21 protein-coding genes are annotated in these 23,785 nt (G+C 33.3%); 8 read left to right on the plus strand and 13 right to left on the minus strand.

Features of this window, described 5'->3' with window-relative positions:
* Window positions 1-163 precede the first annotated feature (163 nt).
* Together AC3ASS_RS03080 and AC3ASS_RS03085 are read left to right on the plus strand one after the other, a co-directional pair.
* Complete coding sequence (locus AC3ASS_RS03080; protein WP_488282042.1) at window positions 164-2,575, plus strand: heavy metal translocating P-type ATPase; 2,412 nt, start codon at window positions 164-166, stop codon at window positions 2,573-2,575.
* A gap of 153 nt (window positions 2,576-2,728) precedes the next feature.
* The gene (locus tag AC3ASS_RS03085; protein WP_488282043.1) at window positions 2,729-3,934 is read left to right on the plus strand and encodes a hypothetical protein; all 1,206 of its coding nucleotides are present in this window, start codon (window positions 2,729-2,731) and stop codon (window positions 3,932-3,934) included.
* Between the two features lie 95 nt (window positions 3,935-4,029).
* Here AC3ASS_RS03085 and AC3ASS_RS03090 read toward each other — a convergent pair whose 3' ends face one another.
* The 4 genes from AC3ASS_RS03090 to AC3ASS_RS03105 all read right to left on the minus strand — a co-directional run bounded on the left by AC3ASS_RS03090 (window position 4,030) and on the right by AC3ASS_RS03105 (window position 8,391).
* Window positions 4,030-5,028 (minus strand): inorganic phosphate transporter, encoded by a 999-nt coding sequence (locus AC3ASS_RS03090; protein ID WP_488282044.1) that lies wholly within the window; start codon window positions 5,026-5,028, stop codon window positions 4,030-4,032.
* An 11-nt stretch (window positions 5,029-5,039) separates the two neighbouring features.
* Window positions 5,040-5,657, minus strand: coding sequence for a DUF47 domain-containing protein (locus tag AC3ASS_RS03095; protein ID WP_488282045.1), 618 nt, complete (start codon window positions 5,655-5,657; stop codon window positions 5,040-5,042).
* A gap of 50 nt (window positions 5,658-5,707) precedes the next feature.
* A complete protein-coding gene (locus AC3ASS_RS03100; protein ID WP_488282046.1) occupies window positions 5,708-6,532 on the minus strand; it encodes an undecaprenyl-diphosphate phosphatase in 825 nt (274 codons plus the stop codon).
* A gap of 365 nt (window positions 6,533-6,897) precedes the next feature.
* Window positions 6,898-8,391 (minus strand): peptide MFS transporter, encoded by a 1,494-nt coding sequence (locus AC3ASS_RS03105; RefSeq protein WP_488282047.1) that lies wholly within the window; start codon window positions 8,389-8,391, stop codon window positions 6,898-6,900.
* Window positions 8,392-8,713: 322 nt separating this feature from the next.
* Here AC3ASS_RS03105 and AC3ASS_RS03110 point away from each other — a divergent pair, with 322 nt between their 5' ends.
* Window positions 8,714-9,847 carry a DUF6612 family protein gene (locus tag AC3ASS_RS03110; protein WP_488282048.1) on the plus strand — a complete coding sequence of 378 codons (1,134 nt, stop codon included), beginning with the start codon at window positions 8,714-8,716 and terminating at the stop codon, window positions 9,845-9,847.
* A 193-nt stretch (window positions 9,848-10,040) separates the two neighbouring features.
* On the plus strand, window positions 10,041-10,634 hold the full coding sequence (locus AC3ASS_RS03115) for a YdeI/OmpD-associated family protein (protein WP_488282049.1): 594 nt from the start codon (window positions 10,041-10,043) through the stop codon (window positions 10,632-10,634).
* Between the two features lie 924 nt (window positions 10,635-11,558).
* Here the strand turns inward: AC3ASS_RS03115 and AC3ASS_RS03120 are convergent.
* The 8 genes from AC3ASS_RS03120 to AC3ASS_RS03155 all read right to left on the minus strand — a co-directional run bounded on the left by AC3ASS_RS03120 (window position 11,559) and on the right by AC3ASS_RS03155 (window position 20,946).
* The gene (locus tag AC3ASS_RS03120) at window positions 11,559-11,849 is read right to left on the minus strand and encodes a hypothetical protein (RefSeq protein WP_488282050.1); all 291 of its coding nucleotides are present in this window, start codon (window positions 11,847-11,849) and stop codon (window positions 11,559-11,561) included.
* A 235-nt stretch (window positions 11,850-12,084) separates the two neighbouring features.
* Window positions 12,085-12,540 (minus strand): PH domain-containing protein, encoded by a 456-nt coding sequence (locus AC3ASS_RS03125; RefSeq protein WP_488282051.1) that lies wholly within the window; start codon window positions 12,538-12,540, stop codon window positions 12,085-12,087.
* 114 nt (window positions 12,541-12,654) lie between these two features.
* Window positions 12,655-13,107 (minus strand): staygreen family protein, encoded by a 453-nt coding sequence (locus tag AC3ASS_RS03130; RefSeq protein WP_488282052.1) that lies wholly within the window; start codon window positions 13,105-13,107, stop codon window positions 12,655-12,657.
* A 112-nt stretch (window positions 13,108-13,219) separates the two neighbouring features.
* Window positions 13,220-13,972: a hypothetical protein gene (locus tag AC3ASS_RS03135; protein WP_488282053.1), complete on the minus strand. Its 753-nt coding sequence runs from the start codon at window positions 13,970-13,972 to the stop codon at window positions 13,220-13,222.
* 138 nt (window positions 13,973-14,110) lie between these two features.
* The gene (gene parC / locus AC3ASS_RS03140; RefSeq protein WP_488282054.1) at window positions 14,111-16,567 is read right to left on the minus strand and encodes a DNA topoisomerase IV subunit A; all 2,457 of its coding nucleotides are present in this window, start codon (window positions 16,565-16,567) and stop codon (window positions 14,111-14,113) included.
* Window positions 16,564-18,543: a DNA topoisomerase IV subunit B gene (gene parE / locus AC3ASS_RS03145; protein WP_488282055.1), complete on the minus strand. Its 1,980-nt coding sequence runs from the start codon at window positions 18,541-18,543 to the stop codon at window positions 16,564-16,566. The genes parC and parE overlap by 4 nt, the downstream gene beginning before the upstream one ends.
* Before the next feature lie 173 nt (window positions 18,544-18,716).
* Window positions 18,717-19,124, minus strand: a complete 408-nt coding sequence (locus AC3ASS_RS03150; RefSeq protein ID WP_488282084.1) for a CoA-binding protein — start codon at window positions 19,122-19,124, stop codon at window positions 18,717-18,719.
* Between the two features lie 97 nt (window positions 19,125-19,221).
* Window positions 19,222-20,946, minus strand: coding sequence for a glycosyl hydrolase family 18 protein (locus tag AC3ASS_RS03155; protein WP_488282056.1), 1,725 nt, complete (start codon window positions 20,944-20,946; stop codon window positions 19,222-19,224).
* Between the two features lie 184 nt (window positions 20,947-21,130).
* Between AC3ASS_RS03155 and AC3ASS_RS03160 the strand changes: the two genes are divergently transcribed.
* Together AC3ASS_RS03160 and AC3ASS_RS03165 are read left to right on the plus strand one after the other, a co-directional pair.
* Window positions 21,131-21,451: a hypothetical protein gene (locus AC3ASS_RS03160; protein ID WP_488282057.1), complete on the plus strand. Its 321-nt coding sequence runs from the start codon at window positions 21,131-21,133 to the stop codon at window positions 21,449-21,451.
* A 170-nt stretch (window positions 21,452-21,621) separates the two neighbouring features.
* The gene (locus AC3ASS_RS03165) at window positions 21,622-22,017 is read left to right on the plus strand and encodes a spore coat protein (protein ID WP_488282085.1); all 396 of its coding nucleotides are present in this window, start codon (window positions 21,622-21,624) and stop codon (window positions 22,015-22,017) included.
* A gap of 79 nt (window positions 22,018-22,096) precedes the next feature.
* Here the strand turns inward: AC3ASS_RS03165 and AC3ASS_RS03170 are convergent, their stop codons facing one another.
* A complete protein-coding gene (locus AC3ASS_RS03170; protein ID WP_488282058.1) occupies window positions 22,097-22,462 on the minus strand; it encodes a helix-turn-helix domain-containing protein in 366 nt (121 codons plus the stop codon).
* Window positions 22,463-22,584: 122 nt separating this feature from the next.
* Here AC3ASS_RS03170 and AC3ASS_RS03175 point away from each other — a divergent pair, with 122 nt between their 5' ends.
* Window positions 22,585-22,863, plus strand: a complete 279-nt coding sequence (locus AC3ASS_RS03175; protein ID WP_488282059.1) for a hypothetical protein — start codon at window positions 22,585-22,587, stop codon at window positions 22,861-22,863.
* 286 nt (window positions 22,864-23,149) lie between these two features.
* Window positions 23,150-23,731 (plus strand): glycerol-3-phosphate 1-O-acyltransferase PlsY, encoded by a 582-nt coding sequence (gene plsY / locus AC3ASS_RS03180; protein WP_488282060.1) that lies wholly within the window; start codon window positions 23,150-23,152, stop codon window positions 23,729-23,731.
* Window positions 23,732-23,785: the final 54 nt, after the last annotated feature.

Below are 23,785 nucleotides of genomic sequence, written 5' to 3' on the forward strand. Positions count from 1 at the left end.
TCTCATCGACAACTCACTTTACATAGTATAGGGGGGTATGGTATATTATTGACGAATAAGCTACTTCTCTTGTTTACGTTAGAGCATAATGGTAATGTTGAATTGATAATAAACTATAATTTTTTTAGATATCCCCTCTAGAGAGGTAAGAGGAGGAATAACGATGGAAAAAACAAAAGATATCACTTTGTCCATTACGGGTATGACTTGTGCGGCTTGTGCGAGAAGAATCGAAAAAGGATTAAGTAAATTGGATGGAGTCGAACAAGCAACGGTAAATTTAGCATTGGAAAAAGCGATCATTCAATATCATCCTGATGCAACGAATCCGCAATATTTCATACAAAAGATTAAAGATTTAGGGTACGATGTCATAACAGAAAAAGTAGAATTTGATATTTCTGGTATGACTTGCGCGGCTTGTGCTACTCGTATTGAAAAAAGCTTAAAAAAATTAAACGGTGTTATAAATGCGAATGTGAATTTGGCGTTAGAAAAGGCAAACGTTGAATACGATTCCTCTTCTATATCTATAGGGGAGATGATTAAAAAGATAGAAAGTCTAGGATATAAAGCAACTATAAAATCTGATAATAAGGAAGATATTTCTGAAATAAAAGCAAAAGAAATACAACAACAAAAGCGAAAATTTATTATTTCACTTATTTTATCATTGCCTCTTTTATGGTCGATGGTTAGCCATTTCCGATTGACTTCCTTTATATATATACCAGAAGTGTTAATGAATCCTTGGTTACAACTGGCATTAGCCACACCGGTTCAATTTGTCATTGGAAAACAATTTTATGTTGGAGCATATAAAGCGCTGCGCAACGGCAGTGCAAACATGGACGTTCTAGTTGCCTTAGGAACTTCAGCTGCTTATTTTTACAGTTTATATTTATCCATCCGCTCCACATATACAGACGAACATATGGTCGAACTATATTTTGAAACAAGCGCTATACTAATCACGCTCATAATTTTAGGAAAATTGCTAGAAACAAAAGCGAAAAACCGTTCTTCTGAAGCAATTAAAAAACTTATGGGCCTACAAGCGAAAACGGCTACTGTATATCGAAATGGTAAAGAAATCGAAGTACCGATTGATGAAGTTATAGTAGAAGATATCTTATATGTAAAACCTGGAGAAAAAATACCGGTGGACGGAGAAATTATTGAAGGACGTACGTCCATAGACGAATCAATGTTAACAGGAGAAAGTATACCTGTAGATAAAACGGTTGGAGACACGGTGATTGGTGCAACGTTAAACAAAAACGGATTTATAAAAGTAAAAGCAACGAAAGTAGCCAAAGATACCACTTTAGCTCAAATTATTAAAGTGGTAGAAGAGGCGCAAAGTTCAAAAGCTCCCATCCAACGATTGGCAGACCAAATATCTGGTGTATTTGTCCCAATTGTGATTGGAATTGCTATGATTACTTTTATCATATGGTTTGGATGGATTACTCCTTTTGACTTTGCAGAGGCGCTAGAGAAATTCATTGCTGTGTTAGTCATTGCTTGTCCTTGTGCATTAGGACTTGCAACCCCAACATCAATCATGGCAGGATCCGGACGTTCAGCAGAATATGGGATATTATTTAGAAGTGGAGAACATTTAGAAATCACTCATAAAATAGATACAATTTTGCTGGATAAAACGGGGACAGTAACGAATGGAAGTCCTGTTTTAACAGATGTGATTATTGAAAATGAGATGTCAGAAGAAATATTTTTAAGTTTTGTTGGTGCAGCAGAAAAGCAATCTGAACATCCTTTAGCCGAAGCAATTGTGTCTGGTATAAAAGAAAAGGGTATCCAATTAAAAGAGGCAGAAGAATTTGAAGCTATTCCTGGATTCGGTATTAAAGCAATTGTAGATGGTCTAACCGTTTATATCGGAACTAGAAAATTAATGACTCAAAACAACGTAGAAATCCAATCATTATCAATGATGGAAAACCTAGAAATGAGCGGGAAAACAGCTATGCTTGTAGCTATTGACGGTCAATATGCAGGGATGGTAGCTGTCAGCGATACAATCAAAAATACTTCCAAAGAAGCCATTGGTCGATTAAAACATATGGGGCTTGAAGTCATAATGATCACTGGCGATAATGAACGTACAGCAAAAGCTATCGCGAAAGAAGCTGGGATTGAACATGTCATTGCTGAAGTTCTTCCTGAAGGAAAAGCCAATGAAGTGAAAAAATTGCAAGCAAAAGGGAAAAATGTGGCCATGGTTGGAGATGGAATTAACGATGCTCCTGCGCTAGCTGTTGCTGATATTGGTATGGCAATGGGGACTGGAACGGACATTGCGATTGAAGCAGCTGATATCACATTAATTCGTGGTAATCTTAATAGCATTGCCGATGCCATCTTAATGAGTAAATTAACGATTCGGAATATTAAACAAAATTTATTTTGGGCATTTGCTTATAACACGATTGGCATACCAATTGCTGCCATCGGATTGTTAGCTCCTTGGGTAGCAGGGGCTGCAATGGCTTTCAGCTCTGTGTCAGTCGTTTTAAATGCTTTGCGGCTACAAAGAGTGAAATTATAAAAATAGAAGTCTTAAGGCTTCTATTTTTTTTCAATAAAGGGCATTTGATCAAAAATATCATTGTAATTACTATTATAAAAATATTAAAATGATAAAAACATTCAATTATGAAATTCTATTATCATTGTAATTTTAAATAAAGGCGGGTTCAAAATGACAATTCCATTTGATAAATTTTCCGTTGATAACGTCAAACAAGAATTACAAAAGATATGGCCCAATTTCGAAATTGCCGCGTATGCACTCTATGACTCAGAAAGAGTTTATTTATTTAATCATCCAAGCTACTTAAACGAACCACAAGGATTTAAAATATTACCATGGAATGAACAGTTTGCAGGTAGCACAGTCATTTTATTCGAAAATTATCCAACAGCGATCCATCAAATTGACCAAAACATTTCATTAAATAAGCAATTTTCAATAATTGCACACGAGTTATTTCATGCCTACCAATATTTAAAAAATGAAAAACGATTTCCTAATGAAGTTTTAGGCATAACGTATCCTTTAATTAAGGAAAATATGGAATTAAGAGTAAAAGAACGGAGTCACTTATATGAAGCAGTAAAAAGCAATTCTCAAGAGGAAATGAAAAAACATCTCGAAACATTTATCTCCATTCGCGAGCAAAGAAAAAAATTCATAGGAGAATATTTATCCTATGAAACAAATATTGAGACAGTAGAAGGACCTGCTTTTTTCTTCGAACTTCAAACATATTTGAATTCGTGTGAATCTTCATTTGAAAAAGAAATAAAAGAATACAGCCAATTTTTTCTAGACCCATATAAAGTCAATGAAAGTACACGTATTGCCAGTTGTTCATCCGGACTTTTTATCTCCATTTGCATTGACCGTTTATACAAAAATTGGAAGGATACATTCTTTCAATCAAAATTAAGTTTATATGATCAATTAAAAGAATACTTACCTATGACAACCTATCGTACAAACATTTCCTGCAATGATGAAATGCTCTATGATTCTATCATTCAAAAAATTAACGAATTTCGAATGACTCAAATTCAACAGTATTTGGAACAAAATCCTTATCAAGTAACGATTCTAGGAAATTTTAACATAAAAAGTTTCGATCCGATGAATATTATTACAAGCGGGAATCTACAACTGCATAATCATTTCCTTTCAATAGAATCAAATGACAATAAACGATTTTTTATTCAACGACCTGTCGTTACTTTTTTTAAAGAAAATTTTTTAACAGTAGAAAAAATCAAATTTTCACTACCTGAAAAACCAGAAATAAAAAATCATTGTCTAGTGATTGAAGGAGTAGGGGAATTCGAAGGTAACATATTAGAAGAGGAGCAGCATTTCGAAATTATCCTCTTATGAAATGAGACGTATTTTTTGAATGATTCATTTGGATATTAAAAAATCATCATTTTCCATTACTCTGAGGAAAATGATGATTTTTTATATACTACCTACTACAAGAATAAATTTAATAGAAGATAAGTTAAACCTGCTAAAAACGCAGAGATTGGTAATGTAATTACCCAAGTAATAACCATTCGTTGAGCGGTACCCCATTTAACCCCTCTAATACGATGTGCAGAGCCGACACCTAAAATAGAGGAGGAGATTACGTGTGTAGTACTTACTGGTAAATGGATGTAAGTAGCACCGAATATAATCATAGCACCGGTTAAATCAGCAGCGACACCGTTTACCGGGCGAATTTTCATGATTTTTCCTCCAACTGTTTTAATAATTCTCCAACCACCGACAGAAGTACCTAAACCCATCGCAAGAGCACAAGAAAATTGTACCCAGAATGGTATTTCAGTTGTTGTAACATAATTGTTCGCAATTAATGCCATTGTAATAATACCCATCGCTTTTTGCGCATCATTGGTCCCGTGTGTATAGGACTGTAATGCAGCTGTAACAATTTGGAAATAACGAAAATTTCGATTCGTTTTCGTTAAGTTAAAATTTCGAAAGACAACTTTAAAAATGTTATAAACGATAAAACCAACGACAAACGCAATTATAGGGGAAAGAATAAGAGCTTGTATAATTTTCCCGAATCCACTGAAATTTAATGTTTGAAAACCTGATGCCGCAATCGCTGCACCGGCAATCGAGCCGATTAAAGCATGCGAGGAACTCGAAGGAATCCCGTAATACCACGTAATAATGTTCCAAGCGATTGCAGCTATAAGTGCGGACAAAATAACGACTGTACCATTTTCTAATTGAAACGGATCAACGATATCTTTCGTGATCGTTTTAGCAACCCCTGTAAACGTCATCGCACCAAAAAAATTCATTACAGCCGCAAGCATAATCGCATGTCTCGGTTTTAAAGCTTTCGTTGAAACAGAAGTTGCAATGGAGTTGGCCGTATCATGGAAACCGTTAATGAAATCAAATGCTAATGCTGCTATTACGATGAGAACGGTTAAAATTAATATTCCATCCATATTTTGACTCCTTACGCATTTTTCATAATGATTGTCTCTAATGTATTGGCAACTTCTTGGCAATCATCTGCAATATTTTCAAACGCTTCATAGATTTCTTTATATTGAATGATACGAATAGGATCTTTCTCTACTGAGAATAAATGTTTAATGGATTGACGATAAATGCCATCGCAATTCGTTTCATAGTCTTTAATTTTAATAACATGTTCACGAATTTGAAGAAGTTTTTTCTTTGATAGCAACTCAACAGCTTTTTTAATTTCGTGAGTACATTTTTGAAGAGCTTCAACAAACTTTACCATATATTCATCAATATTAACGATTGAATGCATATCAAACAAAGCGGAACATTCCTCAAAACCATCTAACACATCGTCCATACTATTTGCTAATTGCAAAATATCTTCTCTCTCAATCGGTGTGATAAAGGCTCTATTTAATTCTTTAATGATGGTATGGATATATGTATCACCTTTGGATTCGTATTCTTTCATCGTTTCTGAGAATGTTTTTAAGTCACTAACATTTTTTATTTTATAATCAGCCATGTAGTTTCCACTATCTTGTAAATTTTCTGCGATTTGAGATAAAAGAACCATAAATTTATCATCTTTTTTAAATGCCATGACAAATCCTCCAACTGAAAATATGTACTTTCATTATTTTGTTTGCACTACTAGAAGTAAAGGAAATAAATGATTGCAGCTAAAACAATACGGTAAATAGCAAATGGGACTAATCGAATACGACTCAAAAGTTTTAAGAAAAACTTAATCGATAAGAGTGAAAAGATAAAAGCACTGACAAATCCAACAATAAAAAAGGGAATCACATCTATGGTGAAATATTCCCATTTACTTAATAATGAAAGAAAACTTGCTCCTCCCATGATTGGAACAGCCATAATAAAAGTAAAGTCCGCCGCTGCTCGATGACTCATTCCTAGCAATACACCACCGGAAATAGTGGATCCTGAACGGGAAAAACCCGGCCATAATGAAAGACATTGGATGAGACCAACTAGCAATGCTTGTTTATATGTCATTTGATCGACCGTTTCTGTTTTTGGCTCGTTATGTTTATAAAAAATATCTGCAACGATCATCAATAATGCCCCTGCAACAAGACCGATTAAAACTGTTTTTGTTGAAAAAAGATGCTCATCAATATAATCTTCAAACAATACACCTAAAATCCCAGCAGGAATTAAACCTACAATGACGTGTGTAAGTTTTAAACGATTTTTTTGATCTCGTCCAATCTTTTTCAATCCTAATAAATCGATAAATCGGTTCCGAAAAACGACGACTACAGCTAAAATTGAGCCCAACTGAATAACAACTTTGAACGTATTCGCAATTTCTGATCCTAAAAAATCTTTAGATTTAAGCCACATGTCATCAACAATGATCATATGACCCGTTGAAGAAACCGGAGCAAATTCCGTCAAACCTTCAACAAGTCCTAATACAACTGCAATAAACAATTCCCATATGTTCATATTTTACCTTCCTTTAATCAATATTTCCCTTATTTTGTGTCACATCATCTCCGTTTGAGAAATGTTAACCAACATTAAAATGATATAACAAGTGACAAAAAAAGAAAAGTATCAACATGATTTGTCATCTTAATTTCAGATAATGAAAATATTGTCAAAAAGATACATGTATTGGACTAGATTTGAAAACATAAGTTGAATCGTAACTGAAGATTAATCCTCAATAAAATAATGATTGTACATTTTTTTATTTTCATAGACACGCATTGTAAGAAAAAATGTTAAAATCTTCGTTTTTTTCAATTCCAATTTAGTTGACAAAAAAACGCTCTGAACAAATATTCAGAACGTTTGTGCAAAATGAATTAGTTAACACCTTTCATATATCTTTGAATGATAGGGGAGATAAATAACAATACAATTCCAAGAATGATTGCTATAACCCCAATCGTACCAAAGTAAGCAATTTCTGTTTCTTCTGAGTAAAATCTAACAATTTGAGCGTTAATAGCTTGTGCAGCTGCACTTGATAAGAACCATAAACTCATTGTTTGTGCAGAGAATGCTGCAGGTGCTAATTTTGTTGTAGCTGATAAGCCAACTGGCGATAATAACAATTCACCAATAACGACAATAAAATAACTAAGAACTAACCATAATGGGTTTACTAGTGAATCTATTCCTCCAAAATAAGCAGGAAGAAGAATTACTATAAAAGATAAGCCAGCAAAAATTAAAGAAAATGAAAATTTCTTTGGTATTGAAGGCTGTTTATTACCTAATTTCACCCATAGCCACGCAAACATAGGAGCTAATGTTATGATAAATAACGGGTTCAACGATTGGAACCAAGCAGGTGAAATATGGATTCCTGCAAATTCTAATTGAGTCCGTTTATCTGCAAAGTTCGCTAAAATCGTAGATCCTTGTTCTTGTATAGCCCAGAACATAACAGAAGCTATAAATAAAGGAATATAAGCGAGAACTCTTGAACGTTCTACTGGTGTTGTTTTTGGACTACGATACATTACGACAAAATAAGCTGTCGGGATCAATATTCCTAAAATCGTAATTAAGTTAATAAATCTTTCAAAAGTAAGAATACCTTTTGTAATACTATAGAAAAGGGCAATACCTACTACAACAATACCGACTAAAATATAGGTAAAAACTTTTTTACGTTCTTCATCAGATAATGGATTAGTCACATAAGTTCCTGCTAATCCAAGATTTTTTTTCCTTGTAAACACATAAATAACTAATCCGAAGAACATACCTACTGCTGCAATGGCAAATCCTAGATGGAAATTGATTTTCATTCCAACTGTACCTGCTACTAAAGGAGCTAAAAAGGCACCTAAGTTAATACCCATATAAAAAATCGTGAAACCAGCATCTCGACGTTCATCTTTTTCCGCATATAAGTCACCGACAATAGTGGATGCGTTTGGTTTTAATAAACCGGTTCCAAGTACAATTAGAACCATGGAAACAAAAAACATGGTAATATTTCCAGGAACGGATAAGGCAATGTGCCCGAGCATAATTAATACTCCACCATAAAAAACGGCTCTGGAAGTACCAAAAATTCTATCAGCTAACCATCCACCAATGACACCGGACATATACACTAATGAACCATATATAGACATAATGGATAGCGCTAGTGATTCATCAAGTCCAAGTCCACCTTTTGAAACTTCATAATACATGTAAAAAACAAGTATAGCTTTCATACCATAATATGAAAAGCGTTCCCAAAATTCAGTAAAAAACAGCGTTAATAATCCTTTAGGATGTCCAAAAAATCCCTTTTGAGGCACACTGTCCACAATTTTCTGTCTATTCACTGCTGACATTAAACTACCTCCTTTTCGTTATAGTATTATAATAATAATTATTTAGAAAATGTCAAAGATTTTTTATAAAATACAATAAAATCAAGCTTTTGCGGATTATATAGAACAATTTAACTTTTCAAAAAAGTTTTTTAATTAATAATAATTTTCCTATTTATAAAAATATGTCTTGTTAAAGGTTGTAAAACAATGTAAAATTTTCTATAGATTATTTTATTTTCCAATAATTTATTTGGAAGAGGTGTATGGCTAAAAAGAAGTAAACAAATAATTTAAAAGGTTATAAAAATACTATAATAGAATAATAGAGGAGCATGTATGTATGAAAAAACTTTATTTTCTTATCATTACTTTGTTATGCATTGGTTTAACAGCTTGTGGAACACAATCATTAAGTCAAAAGGAAGTATTAGAAAAAGCTAGTGAAGCCGTTGAAACATTGAAAGGTTATTCAATAGAAATGGATTATAATATTCAAGCGGAAGAACTAGACATGAAAATAAACGGTAAAGGTGATGTCACTCATAACCCAGATGCTATGCATATGAACATGAGTGTGAAAATTCCTGGAATGACCATGGACTTTGAAATGTATGTAAAAGAAAAAGATGTATATATGAGTATGTTTGGAGAATGGTTACAACTAGATCCGGATGAAATGGGAATAGAAAATTTTGATCAATTAAATAAAGAAGAAATGGATAAATTGGTAAAATTCCATGATGATTTTAATATGAAAGAAAAAGATGGAAAATACGTACTTTCGTTATCTGCTAAAGGAGAAGGGTACGAAGAACTTATTCAATCAATTGTAGAATCATCATTGGAAGATTTCTCTGGTGAAATGGAAGGAGAAATAAACGAGATTAAAGTTAACAATCTCGAAATGGAAATTGTTGTTGATAAAAAGTCGTTTATGATGCTTGAACAAACGGTAAAAGCAGAGCTCGAAGTTGACGGTGAAAAAATGACGATTGATGGTAAAGCAAAAATTTCCAATATCAATAATGTAAAAGCAATTAAAATCCCTCAGGAAGTTATTGATAGTGCATTAGAAATGGAAGACTCTTTCGAAATGGAAGGATCTATGACAATAGAAGAAATTCAAGAGCTTGTTGATTATACAATTCCACAAATAACAGAACTTCCAGAAGGCTACAGCTATCTAGACAGCTATTATGATGAGTCGTACGAGGTCGTTACGATTGATTATGAAAAAGACTGGGATAACGGTATTTCATTAAGTATTTATCCATCCAAAGAAGCATATGGGGAAGTTGTAGAAGATGAGACAACTACATCTGTCAAAGTAAATGGAAATGATGCTTTTCTATCCATCACTGATGACATGTATATATTAACTTGGGAGCAAGATGGATTGTTTTTAGAAATTTTTGGGTACGGCCCTTCATTAAGTAAAGAAATTATCATGAATGTTGCTGAGAGTGTGAAATAAAAAGTCGCCATATGGCGGCTTTTTCTAATTGACTATTTTCTATCCGAAAAATATCCCAAAAAAAACAACACTTTTTGTGAAAAAGAAGATATTTTTTCGTCACATAAAAAAATTAAGGTATAATAGGTAACAATAGTTCCTTTCAGTCTAGAAACATTTTACACAAGAATAAAAGATGAGATGAGGTGTTCACTTGTCTAATTACGATTTAAATCCAAAAGTGGATAAATATTTAATGAGAGAATCAAAGTGGAAAAATGAAATAGAAACATTACGGATGATCATTCTTGAATGTGGTTTAACCGAAGAATTAAAGTGGGGGAAACCTTGTTATACTTTTCAAAATAGTAACGTCGTTATTTTGCAAGAGTTTAAAGAATATTGCGCGATGATGTTTTTTAAAGGTGCTTTGTTAAAAGATCCTCAAGGAATTTTAGTAAAACCGGGTGAAAACTCACATGCAGCACGTCAAATTCGTTTTACGCATGTTAAACAATTACAAGACCTAGAATTAACGATAAAAAAATATATTCAAGAAGCCGTCGAAGTAGAAAAAGCAGGCTTACAAGTTGAAGTGAAAAAAGTAAGTGAATACACAATGCCAAAAGAACTACTTGATAAATTTGAAGAAATCCCTAAACTAAAAGAGGCTTTCGAATCTTTAACACCAGGTAGACAAAAAGCATATATCCTATATTTTTCCAAAGCTAAACAATCTAAAACGAGACAATCAAGGATAGAAAAATACATACCTCACATTCTCAATGGTAAAGGATTGAACGACTAATAAAACTCCGATACTTAACAATCTAATCATTTGTAATCTGGGCAAATTGGAGGTTAGCCCATGTAAAAATCCCTTATTTATCAAAACAATTAAATAAGTTGGATATTTAAGGGGTAGATGAAATATGAAAAATCGTTCATTAAATAAAGATGATGAGGAAGTTTATATAAAAATTCGATATTACAGAAATTAATGCGCGTATTTAAATTATGAAGGAAAATTTATTTACGGAAATTGTTTTTAGCAAAAAACAAACTAAAAATCAACACATGAAACTTCTCATAAAATAGAAAGTTTCATGTGTTTTTTTATAGATGACTCCAAAATAGGAGTGGAAGATATTGATAAATATCTTAATATTTTTATAAGTTTACATAACATAAATTATAGGAAGTTAAGGATAAGAACAGAAAATCCATCTCACAAATAAAGTATACTTGATATTTTGAGACGTAATAAAAATTTTCTTTTATTACATTTATAAATGTTTATATTTTACCGCAAACATTGATCATATTGATAACTATAAAAATTACTTCATAAAATTTAATTGATTCGACTCTGTATGAATTTAAATTATTTATTTTAAAATATGTATTTAATTTATAAATTTCCTTAAAAAATAAATCATTACGACTGCCCAAAGCTTTAATTTATTTATGTGAGTTTATATAATATCTTTATATGAAACTATCACCTTTTACATTAACTTGTCTATTATTCTTGTTAAAAAGCAATACCAAAAAATAAGGAAGCCTTTATTTGGTTCCTGCCCATAGGTCTATTTTCTCAATAAAAGGTTACATAATATAATTATGGGATACTGTCCACTTTTCCCTTTAACTTATCGAATATTTAAAGTTAATTTCTCATTGTAAAAGAATTAAGGAAACCTCTATTTTATGGTTTCCTCCGCGTATTACTCTATGATTTTTCATTGTTAGGGTTCATATCTTTATTTTTATCCATTACTTCTAAAAGTTTTTGGTAAATATTAAATATATTATCGACAATTTCTTTTACCATGGCATCTCCGCCGTTACCCGTCTTAGCGGTGACAATGTTGGCATAAATAATTTTTAAGATTGATTTTGCTTCATTTTCATCTAACTGATCGATTTTCTTTTTTACTTTATCAAACAACAAAATAAATTCATCTAACTGATCATTTTTCTTATTTATTTTTTCAAATTCTTTTGTTTTTTGCTCATACATTGGCATCCCTCTTTTCTATATTTTTAATAGGTATTCAAAATACATCTTAACTATCGTTTTACTATTATTTCCTTGTATTGGAAAGATATAGTCCTTATAAGATAAGTTCAAAATTTTCAGCATTTATCATTGAAATGATAGAAAACATCGGATCGATTGAAATTGAAATTTCATTATCCTATGTTTATTTCTTCGAAAATAAAGTAAGCTCTGTTTGGACCACTGAGCTCTTCTCTTATAATTTCTCTAATTCTTCTTTTGTCGGTTTAAATTCAACATGAATCTTTGGATTTTGTTTTAATAAGGCGTCAATGAATGCTTTTTTCTCTTTAGGAGAAACAAGAACTGATTGATATGGGCCATACTTAATGCTCATTCGATCCATGGAAAGAGCCGGTCCTGTTAATGGATTTAACGTTCGTTTAATGTTCTCAATATCTTGAATATTGATTTTTTTCTTTTTTGGTCCAGAAACGATTATAAGTGCATTTTCTTCCACTTCATAATAAGTTTGGAACCATACCCAGGCAAAATAAACCGCAGCTAATAAAAAAACAATGATTACAAATAAATCTAGTAAATTAATTTCTCCCGCAAAAAAAGTATCATGAACGGCAATTCCGAATAATCCTAAAATAAATGCCCATACGAGAACTCCCACAACTGGTCCCTTTTTCGAATGAAATTTCATGAAACAACCCCACTTTTTATCTATGTATTCAATACCTTACCCATTCATTTTTAATTGAACATGTCTATTATAACGCAAATCTAGCCACAAAAAAACAGGGGGGATCCCTGCCGATTAACGGACAATTTCTTTTCTCTCTTTTAATATCCATCTTCTTGGTGAACCATAGTAATTGGTAACTATTTGATTGTCTTCATTGTAGAATTGAATATAGATTGGTGCTTCTAACAACCAAGGAAAATATTTAAAAAATTTTCGATCCCCATTTACCATAATCATCAACGCTTTTTCTACATTTTCATTAATAGAAGACTGATTTTCTGAATTCATCACTTTTCCAATTATTGCATACTGGCCCAATTGATAGACCCATTCTGCTATTAATAAAAAAGGAATTTCTTTCGTAAATGTATATCGTTTATGGTTTGAATTTTGATGAATGGTTAACATCAACTGATTTTGATCCAATAAACACTCCACCATATATTGTCTACCATCAACGGGGCTAAACTCAGTAACCGGAGGGATTATATTCACAGTGACATTCGGAATATTGATCCCATTCATAAAATAAAACCCCTTTCTAGTTCAGCATTATAATAAATGTTTTGATATATCATATGTAACTAGCCCATATCGGTCACTGGAAATCGCCCATTTTGACATAATATTTTTTCAATTATTCGATGTGTAAGGATGTTTTTTCTAGCATCCATTCTTTTTTTGGATGATAGCTCCAAATAGATGTAACAGTGGCAATCGCATCATTTTCGATTGGACCGAATACTTTTTGGACACCTTTTATACCAAATTTTCCATTTTTCATTCGGACTGGGGACAAATCAAGATAATCACTAACCATCACTTCTCTAGGTTCATTCAATATCCCATGATGGTAAATTCCAAGATTTTCGTAAGTTTTCTTATGTTTTGAAAGGTTTATTTTTTGATAAGTTGCATGGTTATTAACTTTTATTAATGCATTATAGTGATGATCAAAGTGTCCTTCTACATACACTGGTTTAGGGATCGGCCATTCCATGAGCTTATTATTTTTTACGGAATATAAAAAGTACTCATACGTATCTTTTTCAGGGTCGATAGGTATTTTTATGAGAAGATCTTTTCTTTTATCACCGTTCAAATCCTTTATTTCAACAGTCCCACTTTTGCCACCAGTAAGGGTAGTTTGAATTCGATTTCCATTGGCAAGAAGGACGATTAATTCGGTTTCTTTATAGTAAGAACCTCCGCCGGAAAAGGGAATTCCTTTTAATTGGATCGTTTCATCTTCCGCATCATTGGTTAAATCAGCTTTCTTCGTAAATAAGATTGATTCTGTAGTGTAGTTATGTTTCGCATGTACACCATTGATTAATAAGATAGAACAAGCAACGATGATAAGGAAAAAAAATATTGCGTTTCTATTCATGATGTATCCCCCTTTCACGATCCAATATTAGTATGCACATTTTTTGGAAAAACAAGACCTGGTTTCCATATGTTTGTATATTCAGCGATCAAACAAAAAAATCTCCCTCTTCCAGTTTAGGAATGAGGGAGATATCAATCATTCTTCTGTATTTTCAGTTTCACGTACTTTTAATGGTACGGTTGGGTCGATGATTAACGTATGAGCTGGACCAGATTCGTTGTCATCTAAAATAAATGATCCGTTTGAATATCGGTCGTTTAAACGTAATTCTTGAGCATCAATGGTGAATTGCTCACCTTTTTCCGTATAGATCAAAAGCTTATCGTTTGGATAGGTTAATTCCATATCGACAATACGGTGAGGATTCGCTTTCAACTCCCGCAACATAACAACCCCGCGTTTTGCTCGGGATGCTCGATCAAACTCTTTCAAAGCCATTCTCTTTATTGCCCCACGTTGAGTGATGATCACAACACTTTGCTCATCTGATTCAATGGATTTTCCTGCTACAACAAAATCATCTTTTTTCAAATTAATGCCTTTGACACCAGATGCTCGAACCCCAATTGGACTGACTTCTTCTTCATGGAACCTTAAGGCATAACCTAAATGAGTCGCTATTAAAATTTCATTAGATCCGTTAGTAACAAGCACATCAATCACTTCATCCTCTTTCTTTAAATTAACGGCTACTAACGGTTTTGAATAACGCTGAGCTTTGTATAAAGATAGTTCAGATTTTTTAACCATTCCTTGTTTCGTAACAAACATTAAACATTTATTTTCTTCAAAATTCGTTACCGGTACAGCTTGAACGATCTGTTCATCACGGTCAATTGGAATAATATTTGTTATATGTTGACCAGGATCTTTCCAACGAATGTCCGGCAATTCATGGATCGGAAGATATAAATAGTTTCCTTTATTCGTAAATAATAAAAGCACATCTGTTGTATTCATTTCAAAAGTGGCTATTAAGTAATCAGATTCTTTCATACCGAAATCTTTACCGTTTGAAGCCGAATAGGAACGTAAACTTGTCCTTTTCACATAGCCATCTTTTGTAACAGTAACAATAACATCTTCACTTGCAACGAGCACTTCTAAATTAATCTTAATTTCTTCAATTTCTGCTTCAATTTTTGTCCTTCTAGAATCAGCATATTTATTTTTTATTTCCTTAAGTTCTTTCTTAATAACAGAAATTAACTTACTTTCTTTATTTAAGATTAACGTCAATTCTTCTATTTTCTTTGATAATTCTTCCGCCTCTTTTTGCAATGAAGTAATGTCCGTATTCGTTAAACGGTATAGTTGTAAAGAAACAATTGCTTCTGCTTGTGGTTCCGTAAAGGAAAATTTAGCGATTAAATTGTTTTTTGCATCCCGTTTATCTTCTGAAGCTCGGATCGTTGCGATGACTTCATCTAACACGGATAATGCTTTCATTAACCCTTCAACAATATGTTGACGGTCTTTTGCTTTTTGTAAATCAAAGATCGTTCTGTTTGTTACTACTTCTTTTTGATGCTCGATATAAGCATCCAATAAATCTGGCAAACTCATCAATTTCGGACGACGATGATGAATCGCAACCATATTGAAATTGTAAGTAATTTGTAAATCGCTATTTTTATATAAAAAGTTTAATACCCCTAATGCATCGGCATCTTTTTTCAGTTCTATAACGATTCGAAGACCTGTGCGATCAGTTTCGTCGCGGACTTCGGCAATTCCTTCCACTTTACGATCGATTCGAAATTCATCAAATTTCTTCACAAGATTTGCTTTGTTTACTTCATATGGAATTTCCGTAATAACTATCTGTTGTTTCCCCCCACGAATCGATTCAATTTCAGCTTTTCCGCGAACGACAATTTTTCCACGTCCAGTTTCATATGCTTTTTTTATGCCATCAACACCTTGAATGATACCGCCCGTTGGAAAATCTGGTCCTTTAATAATAGTCATTAAATCATCGACTGTACAATTTGGTCGATCCATTCGATAAATGGCTGCATCAATCACTTCTCCTAAGTGATGTGGTGGGATATCTGTAGCATAACCGGCAGAAATTCCGGTTGAACCATTGACGAGTAAATTTGGAAATCTTGCTGGTAAAACGACAGGTTCATTGGACGTATCATCAAAGTTCGGGACGAAATCGACTGTTCGTTTATCGATATCCCGCAGCAATTCCGACGAAATCGCAGAAAGTCTTGCTTCCGTATACCTCATGGCAGCTGGAGGATCTCCATCGATACTACCATTATTTCCATGCATTTCAATGAGAACATTTCTTACTTTCCATTCTTGACTCATGCGAACCATCGCATCATATACCGATGTATCCCCATGCGGGTGAAAATTTCCAATAACGTTACCAACGGTTTTCGCCGATTTACGAAAACCTTTATCAGCGGTATTTCCTTCGACATGCATCGCATATAAAATACGTCGCTGTACAGGTTTTAAACCATCACGTGCATCCGGAAGTGCTCGGTCTTGAATAATATATTTACTATATCGTCCAAATCGATCGCCAAGAACATCTTCTAATGGTAATTCACGAAATCTCTCTGCTGTACTCATGATTGATGAACCTCCTCAACAACAAGGGAACCTTTCTCTTGTTCTAAAATGCTTCCATCTTCTTCTAAACCAAATGCTACATTATTTTCAATCCATTTTCTCCGCGGCTCTACTTTATCTCCCATTAGTGTCGTGATTCTTCTTTCTGCTCTAGCTGCATCATCAATACGGACACGGATAAGCGTACGTGTTTCAGGGTTCATCGTTGTTTCCCATAATTGATCCGCATTCATTTCTCCTAACCCTTTATAACGTTGGATCATATAACCTTTACCTATTTTTTTCGTTTTTTCTCGCAACTCATCATCTGTCCATGCATATTCTATAATTTCTTTCTTTCCTGATCCTTTACTAATTTTATAAAGAGGAGGCAAAGCAATATATACCTTTCCAGCCTCGATTAATGGTTTCATATATCGATAGAAGAATGTTAAAAGCAGAACTTGAATGTGGGCGCCATCCGTATCAGCATCGGTCATAATAATAATTTTGTCATAGTTGGAATCTTCTATGTTAAAATCAGCTCCAACTCCCGCTCCAATCGCATGAATAATCGTGTTAATTTCTTCATTTTTAAATATATCTTGGAGCTTAGCTTTTTCCGTATTAATGACTTTACCTCGTAGTGGTAAAACGGCTTGAAAACGTCGATCGCGACCTTGTTTAGCTGACCCACCTGCAGAGTCCCCTTCTACTAAGAAAAGTTCATTCTTGCTAGAATTTCTTGATTGAGCAGGAGTAAGTTTTCCTGACAATACGGATTCCGCTCTTTTTTTCTTCTTTCCGCTTCTTGCATCTTCTCTAGCTTTTCTTGCAGCTTCCCTAGCTTGAAAAGCTTTAATCGCTTTTTTAATTAAGAGAGAGCTAATATCAGGATTTTCTTCTAAATAGTAGGATAATTGGTCAGAAATCACAGCATCAACGGCACTTCTAGCTTCTGTCGTACCTAATTTTCCTTTTGTTTGCCCTTCAAACTGTAATTTTTCTTCAGGAATTCGAACAGAAATGATGGCGGATAAACCTTCGCGAATATCGGATCCTTCTAAATTTTTATCTTTCTCTTTAAGTAGTCCGGTTTTTCTAGCGTATTCATTAAAAATGCGGGTAAACGCGCTCTTAGCTCCAGATTCATGTGTTCCCCCATCTTTTGTCCGGACATTGTTGACGAAGGACAAGATATTTTCTGAATATCCATCATTGAACTGGAAAGCAAACTCTACCTCTATATCATTTTGTGTTCCTTCAAAGCTAACAACAGGATGTAAAACATCTTTTTCTTCATTTATGTACTCAACAAAAGCTTTAATACCGTTTTCATATTGGAACACTTCGTGGTTACCTGTACGTTCATCAAAAATTTCGATTTTTAATCCTTTTAGAAGAAAAGCAGATTCTCGTAATCTTTCACACAACGTTTCATAATTAAATGTTGTTGTTGAAAAAATTGTCGGATCGGGTTTAAAATGCGTTTTTGTCCCAGTTTGATTCGTCTTTCCGATTTTTTCAAGAGTAGTAACTGGCTTTCCACCATGTTCAAATCTTTGCTCATATATGTAGCCATCTCGTTTTATCGTGACAACTAACCATTCGGACAACGCATTTACAACGGAGGCACCTACTCCATGAAGTCCACCGCTCGTTTTATATCCTCCTTGTCCAAACTTACCACCGGCATGAAGGACGGTAAGAATTACTTCAGGTGTCGGTTTCCCTGTTTTATGCATCCCTGTTGGCATACCACGACCTTTGTCTTCAACACTTATACTATTGTCTTTATGTATTTTTACGATTATATGATCCCCAAATCCTGAGAGTGCTTCATCGACAGAGTTGTCAACAATTTCATACACTAAATGATGTAAGCCTCTAGCATCGGTGCTCCCTATGTACATTCCAGGTCGTTTTCGTACTGCTTCTAATCCTTCCAACACTTGAATGGAATCGTCATTGTATTCTGACTGTCGTACTTTTGCCACATCCATTCCCCTTTCTATACGTAAAAACATTTCGAACATATGTTCCTTATTATGATAATCAAATGAGAAAATAAAGTCTATGATAAATTTTTTATGAAACAATAAATGATGCCTTTGAAATGTGAGCAAGTTGGAAAAGGAAATTCCCGCCGAAATCATTGGCGGGATTTCCATCATTTCGTTAATGCATGTTCTACTTTAATACAACGGTCCATAATAACCGTATATCCACGCTCTTTTAAAAATTGATAGGCTTCTTCATTAACGACTCCTAATTGAGCCCAAAAAACATCAGCATCGATCTCATCGAATTCTTTTGCTATTTCTGGTAGGTATTCAGAACGCCGAAATACATTAACAATATCGACATGACCCTCAATTTCCTTTAAAGAAGAAACTGCCTTTTCCCCTAGAACTTCATCAACCATTGGATTGACAGGTATAATCTCATATCCAGCATCCTGCATCGCCTTTGAAACCATATACGATGTACGATTTGGATTATCACTTAAACCGACAACGGCAATTCGTTTGGCTTTTTTTAATATTTTACCGATTTCTTCTCTTGAAGGATTTTCAATCACGAAAGTCTCATCCTTTCTATACCTATCTTACTTTTCATATTCGCTAAATGGAAGGAAAGTCCTTTTAATATAATAAACTTTCTTCTTTCAATTGTTATTCCTCATTTTGATTAGTTGCATACATTTCTCCAAATGATGCCCATGCCATATCGTTTCCGAAATAACGCGACCAACCAGCAATGCCTGCCAGTTCATAGTTTTGTGTGAGTTGAATTCGTTTCATCAATGAACTTCGATCTTCTAACCACATTTTGTATAACGTATTTTCTTCGATATTTTCATATTCCACATAATATTGTTCAGTTTCTTCATCAAAGACTGGTGTGAGATCATGGTCTTTTACCCATTGTTCCGCTTCATTCATCGTCAGCGCTATTGAACTCAATTGGATTTCCCCATGATCATTTATCGTTTCTTTCCATAACCTTGTATAAAAAGGAATCCCTAAAATTAATCGATCATTCGGAATAATTTTTAACAATGAAACGAGATTATTTTCTACCCAAGGAAGACTTGAAACACTTCCTGCCTTTGAGGAAAGAGAAGTGTGTTCGTCGTAAACCATAACGATTAAATAATCCACAATATTTGTAAGTTTCTCTCTCTCATAAAACATCGACCAATTTTCACTATCGGAAATAAACGTAATATCCATTGAAACAATTAGACCTAAACGGTGAAGAGCTGGTGTAAGCTCTCTCATAAATTGCGTCACAAGTGGTCCATCTTCTAAATATACATTTTCAATATCGATGTTAAACCCATCTAGTTCGTATTCCTTTGCATACTTTACTAGCTGTTGAATAATTTTCTTTCTCTTTTCAAATGTACGTAATGCTTCATGAGTTAAATCCGGATCAAAATTATTGGAAAACAGCGCCCACACTTGACGATTTGAATCTTTTGCCCATTTCACATAGGTAGAAGATGCTAAACTTTTTACGTTTCCGTTACCGTCCTCTAAATGAAACCAAGTCGGTGATACGACGTTAATTCCTGGCATTTGTGGGAGCTCATTTGGATTCGGTGTTTTTGTGTACACGGCTTCCCATACTAATTGTATCGGATTAGGTACTTCTTTTATTGAGTATGGTGACTGTGGATTCAAAAGAACTATCTTTTCTTTCTTTGTCTTTTCAATCCATCTTTTTTGAATATAACCTGCTCTTCCATCTTCCATTCTTACAAAATAGAAATCTTCTTTTTCTTCTTCAATTGAAACTGTATCACCTGAATTGATTTTTGCGACATATGGAGATTTTAAACTTGGAGAGGTACGAAGTCGTAAAAAATCTTCATCTTCCGTTCCCTCTACTCTCCCCCATTGAATTTCTTGATCGTTAATATATATTTGAACGGCTGAACTTTTTGGCAACACTTTAAATTGTAGAGGATAAAATGTTTCGATCGTTTGGAGTGAAATATATAACGTTTCTTTCTTTGAAAGAATATGCGTATGGGATGAATCTATTTTTTCAAGATCATCATAATAAATTTTTTTGCCAATAGGTATTTTTATCACTTTTGTTTTTGTCGTTAAAATGACCGATTGTGAATCTTTGTCTACATGCAATAATCCTTCCAAATGTTGATGAAACCAATCGATCGGTAAATACACTTGGTCTCCGTCAATATATGCATTTCCTTCTTGCTTTCCATGAAAAATAATTGGATTACTCCCATTAAAATATTCGATTCGTTCATTGGATGGGCGTTCTTTCATGTACCAATATCCTATCAAAGTTACAGTTAAGAGCAAAACTAAACCAGGAATCAACCATCTTCCTATATGTCTATGAACTTTTCGTTTTTCTATCAAATTAAGCCCTCCCTTCTATCATGGTAAGGGAAAAGTCTTCACTTGAAAAGGAGAAAAAAATTCATTTATAAGAAAAGATCTATACAAGCACCTATTTTGTCCTTTATAGGCATTTTCCTTTTCCAACACGTCCGACATTGACATATAGTGTAATCGTAAGTGCATGCACAAAAGGAGGAATATAATGACGAAGAGAAATGATGACTTTCTTTCCACTTCATATAAAGACTTATTGGATATCCTCGTAAAAAACACATTAAAAAAGCATGGAGTGAAACCTAAAAAAAATATTCCAACAAAGGAAAAACAAGCTTTAAGAAGTCAATTTAAAGCATTGGAAGAACAAGTACAAAAGTTTATTCAAAAAGATATGAACAAAAACGAATCAGAAAATGAATCTTTAAACGAATCGGTGGATGAAGTAATGAACGAAATGGAAACTATCATTGAGGAAAAACCAATGACTAAAAAGCGTGTCAAACGAATTCGCGTGAGAAAACTTTAAGAAAAAGGCGACTGTTCTAGGAACCTTGTCCATACATTCAGTTTTATGGACGCATAAAGTATAACAAACGTTGTTAAGGAGTGATATTAGTGAACCAAGAAGTATACAGAGGCAATATTGAATCAAATAAAGGTGACTGTAAAAGAAGATGGAATGCTCTAGATCCAACAATGGATCATCCATTACATTGCAGTGAAGATGCTGAACATGTAGCTAATCAATCTCAAAAAGAGTTTCAGCTTTCCGATGAAATTATTCACATTAAAGACTCTTGTGATGTAACAGTACACACTACTGATAATAAAGCAGCTATCAACTTACAGGCAGCATTACAAGCAGCCATTTCCATCGTATTAAACATTGCCATTGCAGATAACAAAAAAGCAGAAGAAATCCAACAAGAACTATTCCAAACTTCTAGAATTAAACAAATTACAAACCAAAAAACAATTGTTGAAAATTCTCGGAATATTACAATTGAAACTACAGACAACCAAATTGCAGTCAACCTACAAATATTGCTTCAATTGCTGCTTGCTTTAATGGTTAACCTTGATATTCTATAATGGTTAACGAATAAATCTAATCACTTCCTTATGGTACAATGTTTGTTATTAAATTAGCTTGTGCCATAAGGAGTTTTTATTAATCTCCTTCTTTTAATGACTTTATAAAATGAAGTAAAGCCATTTTCTGTTTTTCGTTTAATGAAGCAAATAATTGTTCCATTTCTTTATCCATACCAAAACTATTATACTCTCTTTTTGATTCTTTAATGATCCGATCATATTCTAATCTACCTTCAAGCAATTGAAAAAAATCACTCAATGTCATATCAAATATTTCACAAAATTGATAGAGCAACGGAATATTAACAGATTGTGTTCCATTTTCTATTCTTGATAATTTAGGTTGGGAAATGTTTAATTGACTAGCTAACTGAATGGTTGTTAGCCCCTTTTGTTTTCGAATATCACGTATTAATTCCCCAACAAAACGTTCTTCAAGCATAAAAACTCTCCTATTCCTTCCCAAATTTTAATTTATTTACAAATGACGAATTATGTATTATTCTATTTATGTATATTTATTACTAAATTATTTAATATTTGTATAATAAGGGAGAGAAAATCATGCAGCCTTCATCTTTCTCAAAGCAATTCACTTCTTTAGTATTAGAAAGAATTGAGAAAATTCGTATTGAATCAAAAATGAGTCACGAAAAAATCCATCATCAATGGCTGCAAGAACTCGAAAAAATTGAATCATTGCTTCCTGAAGATCAAAAGCATCTAGTTTCCAATGTACGTGAGTTTTTTTACCAATTTTCCGATGAATATGATGAAAAAATTTATAAAATGGGATTTGCTGACGGAATCGCACTCTGTCAAGAATTAAAAAATATGAAATGACTGTCAAATTGATTATATCATGAAATAATAGAACTACCTATTTTTTACCGAAAGAATATTTCGGTATTTTTTTGTTGGCTTCATTCGTTTACTTCCTATGAAAGACGGAAAGTCTATTATCATAACTATTTAAATTTTTTCTAGAATGTTTGAATTTTTGCTACATATTTATAATAATAAGATTTTGTGATTACTACTATTTTCATATTACTTATTGCTTGAATTAAAATGATACAATAAAATAGGACTTGCCATATTTAATGTTTTCTAAAAAAGGGGAATGTAAATGATTGAAGCTATGATTATTTTCATTGCATATTTATTAGGTTCTATACCTTCTGGACTAATCGTAGGGAAAACGTTTTACGGTATAGATATTCGAGAGCACGGAAGCGGAAATTTAGGGGCGACAAATACGTTCAGAACATTAGGAAAGAAAGCAGGATTAGTTGTAACGATTGCAGATATATTAAAAGGAACTGTTGCAGCTAGTTTACCTATCATGTTTGGCAGTGATTTTCATCCATTATTAGCTGGAGTTTTAGCCGTTGTAGGACATATGTATCCCGTTTTTGCAGGCTTCAAAGGCGGTAAAGCTGTAGCTACTAGTGGCGGCGTACTACTTTTTTATGAACCATTAATATTTGTCATTTTGTTTATTTCGTTTTTTATTTCTCTATATTTAACAAAATATGTATCGTTATCATCCATGATTTCAGCTGTTGTTGCCATTATTTATTCAATTTTTACAAAAGATCCTTATTTAATTACCATCATTGTACTTTTATCCGCTTTTGTCTTTTACCGTCACCGTGCTAACATAAAACGAATAATTAATAAAACAGAACCGAAAATTAAATGGATGTGATTGTTTCTATAAAAATAAGTAATGGGGAGTGTGTCGATAACACCTCCCCATTTT

It is taken from the genome of Bacillus sp. JST-5 (assembly GCF_057747715.1).